The organism is Candidatus Methylomirabilota bacterium (assembly GCA_036005065.1).
In the GTDB taxonomy this organism is placed as follows: Bacteria; Methylomirabilota; Methylomirabilia; order Rokubacteriales; family DASRDR01; genus DASYQW01.
In genome coordinates, this window is record DASYQW010000292.1 from 1 (window position 1) to 6,782 (window position 6,782).

The following is a 6,782-nucleotide window of genomic DNA, read 5'->3' on the forward strand; positions in this document are numbered from 1 at the left end:
CGGCGTCAATCCCGCGCTCATGGACAGCCTGCTCGACCGGATCCTCGACCTGCAGCGCCGGGGCGTCACCTTCCTGATCATCGAGCACAACATGGATCTCGTCATGTCGGTCTGCCATCCGATCCTGGTGATGGCCCAGGGCCGGCTGATCTACCAGGGAGACGCGGCCGGAGTGCGGTCCGAGCCGCGGGTCCTGGACGCGTACCTGGGCGATGTGCCGGCGGCCGTCGAGTGAGCCCAGTGAGCGAGCGGGTGGAGTCGCGGCTGGACGTGCGGGGTCTGGTCGCCGGATACGTGGCCGATCTGCCCATCGTGCGCGGCGTGTCCCTGGAGGTCGGGGCCGGCGAGATCGTGACGGTGATCGGACCGAACGGCGCCGGGAAGTCCACCCTGCTCAAGGCGATCGCGGGATCGGTCCGGGTGAGCGCGGGCGCCGTGTACCTGGCCGGCAGGGACATCACCGGTCTTCCCACCCACGCCCTGGCGCGGGCCGGGGTGGCCTACGTTCCCCAGACCGGAAACATCTTCACGACACTGACGGTGCACGAGAACCTGCTGGCGGGCGGCCACACGATCGGGCGCGAGCTCTCGGGGCGGATCGAGCGGGCCTACGCGGCGTTCCCGGACCTGGCGGCGCGCCGCACAGCCCGGGGCCGGGTCCTCTCGGGCGGCCAGCGCCAGATGCTGGCCATCGCCCGGGCGCTTCTGATCGAGCCGGCGGTGATGCTGCTCGACGAGGCGACGGCCGGGCTCGCCCCCCGGGTCGCCGCCGACCTGTTCGCGCGCCTGCGCCGGCTCGCCGGCCAGGGGGTGGCGATCCTGATGGTCGAGCAGAACGCCCGGGCCGCCCTGCGGGCCTCCGACCGGGGCTACCTGCTCAGCGAGGGCGCGACCCGCCTCAGCGGCCCGGCCGCCGATCTCCTGGCGGATCCCGCGGTCGGCGAGATCTACCTCGGCGGCCGCCGGCGCATGGCGTGATCCTCCAGCTCCTGGCCGACGGTGTGCTCTCCGGGGCCATCATCGCGCTCGGCGCGATCGGCATGGCGCTGGCGATGAAGATCCTCGGGTTCGCCAATTTCTCGCACTCGGAGCTGGTGACGTGGGGCGCGTACCTGGCCTTGATCCTCGTCCTGATCGGGCCGGGGGGAGCGCCGATCGGGCCCTTCTCGTTCGGCTGGACGGTGGTCGGCGGCCTCGTCCTGGCCGGGATCCTGACGGCGGCGCTGGCGGTCTCGGTGGACGCGCTGGTGTTCCGCCCGCTCCGGCGCCGGGGCGCGGTGCCGGTGACCATCATCTTCGCCTCGTTCGGCGCCGCGCTGGTCCTCCGCAACGGTCTGCTCCTCTGGTGGGGCCCGCAGGCGCACTACTACACGCGGGAGCTCCAGATGGCCGTCCAGGTTCTCCCGGGTGTGCGGATCATGCCGGACCAGGTCTTCGTCCTCGGGCTTTCCCTCGCGCTGGTGGCCGCGCTTCACCTCTTCCTCACCTACACGCGCTTCGGCATCGCGATGCGGGCGGTGGCGGAGAGCCCCACCCTGGCCCGCGTGAGCGGCATCGAGGTGGAGCGCGTCATCCGCTGGACCTGGGTCATCAGCGGAGGGCTGGCGGCGGTGGGCGGAGTGTTCTTCGGCCTCACCGTGCAGATCCGGCCCGAGATGGGCTTCAACCTCCTGCTCCCGATCTTCGCGGCCGCGATCCTGGGCGGGCTCGGGAGCCTGTGGGGATCCGTCCTGGGCGGCCTGATCATCGGGCTGGCGGAGAGCCTGTCGGTGCTGGTCGCGGCGCCAGGCTACAAGCCGGCCGCGCCGTTCGTGTTCCTCATGCTGATCCTGTTCCTCAGGCCGACCGGGCTGTTCGGGGAGGAGCAGGCGTGAACGCTGACTGAAGGGGGGACAGACGATGCCGCGGACGCTGATCTCGAGCGGGATGAAGTTCGAGCGCATCGCGAGCTACTCGCGAGCCGTGGTCGACGGAGACATGATCTACGTGTCGGGAACCACCGGCTTCAGCCGGAGGAGCGGCCGGTATCCCGAAGGCGTCATCGCCCAGACGGAGCAGGCGCTCCGCACCATCAGCTGGGCGCTCGGGCAAGCCGGGGCCACCCTGGCTGACGTCCTGCGGGTGCGCGTGTTCATCGCCGAGCGCCAGGACCTCCTGCCGGTCTGCCGGGTGGTCGGACGGCACTTCCGCCGGATCCGGCCGGCGAATACCACCGTCTGCACGCCCCTGGCCACCCCGGAGATGAAGGTCGAGATCGAGGTGACGGCGCGGCGCGGGTCGGGAACCGGGGCCCGGCCGCGTCGCCGGCGGCGGCCACGGGGCTGAGGGGACGATGCTCGGCCTCGTCTCCTATCTCGTCTTCTTCGCCATCGTCGTCCTGGTCTTCGCCATCGCCGTGCTCGGGCTCAACCTTCAGTGGGGGTTCACGGGCCTCTTCAATGCCGGGGTGGTCGGGTTCTACGCGGTCGGGGGCTACACCCTGGCGATCCTCACGGCCCCGCCGCGGCCGGAATTCCTGGGAGGGCTCGGGCTTCCCTTCGTGGTGGGCCTGGCGGTGGCCATGGGGACCTCCGCCGCGGCGGCGTTCGTGATCGGCCTGGCGACCATCCGCTTGCGCGAGGACTACCTGGCCATCGCGACCTTCGGCGTGGCGGTGGTGATCCAGCTCGTCGCGCTCAACTTCGAGGCCTTGACGGGCGGAAACCTGGGAATCGCGGCGATCCCCCGCCCGCTGGCGGGGTGGTTCGACTCGCCGTTCGCCTACAACGGGTTCTATCTCGCCCTGATGGCGGTGGCCGTCGGGACGGTCTACTGGGCGCTGGAGCGGATGGTGCGCTCGCCGTGGGGGCGGGTGCTGCGGGCCATCCGCGAGGACGAGACGGCGGCCGTCTCGCTGGGAAAGGACGCCCGGCGCTTCCGGCTGCAGGCCTTCGTCCTGGGGTCGATGCTGGTCGGACTGGCCGGGGCGCTCTACGTCGCGTTCATCGGGTATGTGAGCCCCTTCGACTTCCTGCCGATCGTCACGTTCCAGATGTGGACGATGCTGATCGTGGGCGGGAGCGGCAGCAACCGGGGCGCCGTGCTCGGCGCGGCCATCGTGTGGGGCCTGTGGAGCCTGAGCGGCAGCCTGGTGGCGCGCTACCTGCCCTCCGAGCTCCAGACCCAGGGGGGCGCGCTCCAGGTCATCCTGATCGGTCTGATCCTCGTCCTGACACTCCTCTTCCGGCCGCGGGGCCTGATCGGCGAGGCGCCCATCGTGTCCCGCCACCTGGAAGACCACTGATGCCCCCGGCTCGAATGGCGTAGTATCTGGGCGGCGGCGCCGAGCCGCCGGAGGGAGGCACCGCGCATGCGAATCGACCGTGGGCTCTTCACGCTCGCCGTCGCCCTCGCGCTCGTCGGGGCGCTCGGCCCGATGGCCGAGGCCCAGCCGGCCTGTCCCGTCAAGCTCGGAGGCATCCTGTCGCTCACCGGCTCGCTCGGCGCCATCGGGAAGCCGATCGCCGACTCGGCCCGCCTGGCCGTCGAGCACGTCAACGCCGCGGGGGGCGTCAAGGGGTGTCCGATCGAGTTCATCCTGCGCGACGACCAGGGGCAATCCACGGTCGGGGTCGACGCCGCCAAGAACCTCGTCGACGTGCAAGGGGTGCCGGCCATCATCGGCGCCATCTCCAGTGGCGTGAGCCTCCCGGTCCTGACCTCGGTGGCGGTGCCGGCCAAGGTCACGATGGTCTCGTGCTGCTCGACGGCCCCGACCTTCACCACCCTCGCCCAGGAGGGCAAGACCGGCGGCTACTTCTTCCGCACCCTGCCGACGACGAAGACCCAGGCCTACGGCGCGGCCAAGATCGCCGCCGAGCGGAGCTACAAGAAGGTCGCCATCATCTACGTCAACACCGACTTCGGCGTCAACCTGGCCAAGGACTTCACCCGCGCGCTGCAGAAGCTCGGCGGCGCGGTCGTCCTCTCCATCCCCTACCAGGAGAACCAGCCGTCCTACCGCGCCGAGGTGACGCGGGCGCTCGCCGCCACTCCCGACTCCATCTACCTGGTGGCGTTCCCCCAGGACGGCGCCACGCTCGCCCGGGAGTGGATCTCGTTCGGGGGCACCCAGAACATCATCCTCAACAACGCGCTCCGGGCCGACCAGTTCCTCAAGGCGGTCGGCGCCCGGTTCCTCCAGAACGCCTACGGGATGGACAACGCGCAGGTGGCGGGGCCCTCGGTCGACGCCTTCAACCAGGCGTACCAGGCGAAGTTCGGGAGCCCGCCGAACGGACCGGGCCTCCACACCGTCTACGACGCCGTCGCCGTGACGGCCCTGGCCATGCAGGCGGCCAAGACGCTCACCGGGACCGAGATCCGCGACAACATCCGCCGGGTCACCGGCCCGACCGGCACCCCCGTCTCGACCGGGGTGGAGGGTCTCCGGCGGGGCCTCGAGCTCCTGCGCGGCGGCCAGGCGATCCGCTACACCGGCGCCACCGGGCCGATCCAGTTCGACGCCTACGGCGACGTCTCGGGGCCGATCCTCGTCTACCGCTTCAAGGACGAGCAGATCGTCACCGAGCGGGTGATGACGCTCGACGAGGTGCAGGCGCTGTTCAAGCAGATCGACTGAATCGGTGGGGGTGTCGGAACACCCCCTCCGAGACCTCCCCCGAGGATCGTTGCGGCGGCAAAGCCGCCGCTCGGAGCGGAACATCCGGCGGGGAGATGGTCAACTATCACCGCGAGGGTCATGCCCCGCGCATTCTTTCAGGGACTCTGAGGAGGACCAGCGCGTGGAGACTCACTACTTCTTCCCGCCGGCTCACGCCTATCCCCTCAACCGCGCTCTGTTCCGGTTGAAGTCGGATGACGCCTTCCGGGCTCGCTACCTCGCGGACCCGGCGGCCGCCATGGCCGAGGCGGGTCTCGACGCCGCGACCCGGGACGCGCTCTCGTCGTTCGATCGGGACCGGCTGACCGCCCTCGGCGCGCACCCCTACCTGGTGTTCATGGCAGAACTGCGTCTCCGGATGGAGCGCGAGGGCGCCGCGCTGGAGTATTTCTGAAGCAGTGACAGCGCCCCGTCCGGGGTCAGGTGAGCACCATCTGGGTCTGGATGGTCTGCGAGAGCAGCCGGCCCGCCTCGTCGGTGACCCGGGTCTGCCAGACCATGGTCCGCTTCCCTCGGTGGAGTGGCGTCGCCTCCGCGCGGACGAGGCCCGCCCGCCCGGCGGCGAAGAAGTTGGTCTTGGACTCCAGCGTGGTCGTCCCGGCGCCCGGGGGCAGGTTGACGACCGTGGCGACCGCCCCCACCGTGTCGGCCAGGGCCATCAGGGTGCCGCCGTGCAGCGCTCCGCCCACCGTCCGAAGGTCGTCCCGGATCAGGAGCTCCGCGGTGACGCGATCGGGGCTCGCCTCGAGGAAGCGGATGCCCAGGAGGGCGCCGAGCGTGCCGCTCAGGCTCTCGCTGATGGCGGTCGGATCCATCGCCATGGCTTGCCTCCGGGCTCGTGGCCAGGCCGCCTCGGCGGCTCGGCGGCGGCCGCCGGGGGACCCGACCTCAGATGTGCCCCTGCCGGACCAGATATTCGGCCACCAGGATCCCGCCCCTGGCGGCGCCCATCTTGGTGTTGTGGGACACCAGCACGTACTTGATGCCGCTGGGCAGGGCGTGGTCCGTTCGGACCCGGCCGACCGACGTGACCATGCCGCCGTCGCGGTCCCGGTCCAGCCGGGGCTGCGGCCGGAAGGGGTCGTCGGTCACGTCGATCAAGCGCGCCGGACAGGAGGGCAGCTTCAAGGCCACGAAGTCCTGGCCGTGACGCCTCAAGGCGTCCTTCACCTCGTCCAGGGTGGCCGGCCGGTCCAGGGCGACCGACACGGCCTCGGTGTGGGCTTCGAGCACCGGGACCCTCGTGCAGGTCGCCGACACCGGGAACGGCGCGGGCACGATCGTGTCCCCCCGGATCGTCCCCAGGATCTTCCGGGTTTCCGTCTCGACCTTCTCTTCCTCTTTCGGGATGTAGGGAATGACGTTGTCGATGATGTCCAGGCCGATCACGGCCGGCGATCGTCCCGCGCCCGAGCAGGCCTGGAGGGAGGTCATGATCACCCGCGAGACGCCGAAGGCGTCATGGAGGGGTTTCAAGGTCATGGCCAGCCCGGTGGTGGTGCAGTTGGGGACGGGCGTCACGAACCCCTTCCACCCGCGGTTCTTCTTCTGGACGGAGATGAGCTGGTCGTGGTCCAGGTTGACCCCCGGGATGAAGATGGGCACGTCGGCCTCGTAGCGGAAGGCCGACGCGGTGGAGACCACCGGCGTCGTCTTGGCGTAACGGGGTTCCAGCTCCCGGGCGGCGTCCGACTCCACCGCGGTGAAGATCAGGTCCACCCGGGCGGCGTCGAGCCTGGCGGCGTCTTCCACCGGAATCCGGGCGAACGCCGGGTCCAGAGGCTCCTGGCAGTACCAGCGGAAGGCGCCGGAGGCATCCGTCAAGGCGTCCTGGTAGGGCTTGCCCGCCGACCGCTCGGAGGCGGCCAGGGCCACGACGTCAAAGAACGGGTGGCCGGAGAGGGACGCCAGGAATTGCTGGCCGGCCAGTCCGGTGGCGCCGACGACCGCGACTCGTCTCGTCTTCATCCTTTCTCTCCCACGAGATCGGATCAGCCGGGGCTCAGAGGGCGTCGGCGATCTCGGTGACCGCGTCCATGATGTCCCGCCCTCCCTCTCGCTCGCATGGTCCCTTATACACCGGGGAACCCGCGCCGTCATCACGGTGATCCGCGTCCAG

9 protein-coding genes are annotated in these 6,782 nt (G+C 70.6%); 7 read left to right on the forward strand and 2 right to left on the reverse strand.

Annotated features, from left to right (window positions below; translation table 11 throughout):
- From VGW35_19995 to VGW35_20025, 7 genes are all read left to right on the forward strand, one after another.
- Nucleotides 1-235, forward strand: a 235-nt coding sequence (locus VGW35_19995; protein HEV8309952.1) for an ABC transporter ATP-binding protein, incomplete at its 5' end; no start/stop codon positions are given.
- 5 nt (nucleotides 236-240) lie between these two features.
- Complete coding sequence (locus VGW35_20000) at nucleotides 241-978, forward strand: ABC transporter ATP-binding protein (GenBank protein ID HEV8309953.1); 738 nt, start codon at nucleotides 241-243, stop codon at nucleotides 976-978.
- Nucleotides 975-1,874: a branched-chain amino acid ABC transporter permease gene (locus VGW35_20005; GenBank protein HEV8309954.1), complete on the forward strand. Its 900-nt coding sequence runs from the start codon at nucleotides 975-977 to the stop codon at nucleotides 1,872-1,874. Before VGW35_20000 ends, VGW35_20005 begins: the two co-directional genes overlap by 4 nt.
- Before the next feature lie 25 nt (nucleotides 1,875-1,899).
- A complete protein-coding gene (locus VGW35_20010; protein ID HEV8309955.1) occupies nucleotides 1,900-2,325 on the forward strand; it encodes a RidA family protein in 426 nt (141 codons plus the stop codon).
- A gap of 7 nt (nucleotides 2,326-2,332) precedes the next feature.
- The gene (locus VGW35_20015; protein HEV8309956.1) at nucleotides 2,333-3,283 is read left to right on the forward strand and encodes a branched-chain amino acid ABC transporter permease; all 951 of its coding nucleotides are present in this window, start codon (nucleotides 2,333-2,335) and stop codon (nucleotides 3,281-3,283) included.
- A gap of 66 nt (nucleotides 3,284-3,349) precedes the next feature.
- Nucleotides 3,350-4,621 (forward strand): ABC transporter substrate-binding protein, encoded by a 1,272-nt coding sequence (locus VGW35_20020; protein ID HEV8309957.1) that lies wholly within the window; start codon nucleotides 3,350-3,352, stop codon nucleotides 4,619-4,621.
- 163 nt (nucleotides 4,622-4,784) lie between these two features.
- Nucleotides 4,785-5,057, forward strand: a complete 273-nt coding sequence (locus tag VGW35_20025) for a hypothetical protein (protein ID HEV8309958.1) — start codon at nucleotides 4,785-4,787, stop codon at nucleotides 5,055-5,057.
- Nucleotides 5,058-5,082: 25 nt separating this feature from the next.
- Here the strand turns inward: VGW35_20025 and VGW35_20030 are convergent, their stop codons facing one another.
- Both VGW35_20030 and asd read right to left on the reverse strand, forming a co-directional pair.
- Entirely contained in the window at nucleotides 5,083-5,478 is a 396-nt protein-coding gene (locus tag VGW35_20030) for a PaaI family thioesterase (protein HEV8309959.1), read from the reverse strand.
- 73 nt (nucleotides 5,479-5,551) lie between these two features.
- Nucleotides 5,552-6,631, reverse strand: a complete 1,080-nt coding sequence (asd, locus tag VGW35_20035; GenBank protein ID HEV8309960.1) for an aspartate-semialdehyde dehydrogenase — start codon at nucleotides 6,629-6,631, stop codon at nucleotides 5,552-5,554.
- Nucleotides 6,632-6,782: the final 151 nt, after the last annotated feature.

Bases quoted from the DNA above. Each gene is read 5' to 3' on its own strand.
- VGW35_20010 (HEV8309955.1), top strand. From the start codon at position 1,900: ATGCCGCGGACGCTGATCTCGAGCGGGATGAAGTTCGAGCGCATCGCG.
- VGW35_20015 (HEV8309956.1), top strand. From the start codon at position 2,333: ATGCTCGGCCTCGTCTCCTATCTCGTCTTCTTCGCCATCGTCGTCCTG.
- VGW35_20020 (HEV8309957.1), top strand. From the start codon at position 3,350: ATGCGAATCGACCGTGGGCTCTTCACGCTCGCCGTCGCCCTCGCGCTC.
- VGW35_20030 (HEV8309959.1), bottom strand. From the start codon at position 5,478: ATGGATCCGACCGCCATCAGCGAGAGCCTGAGCGGCACGCTCGGCGCC.
- asd (HEV8309960.1), bottom strand. From the start codon at position 6,631: ATGAAGACGAGACGAGTCGCGGTCGTCGGCGCCACCGGACTGGCCGGC.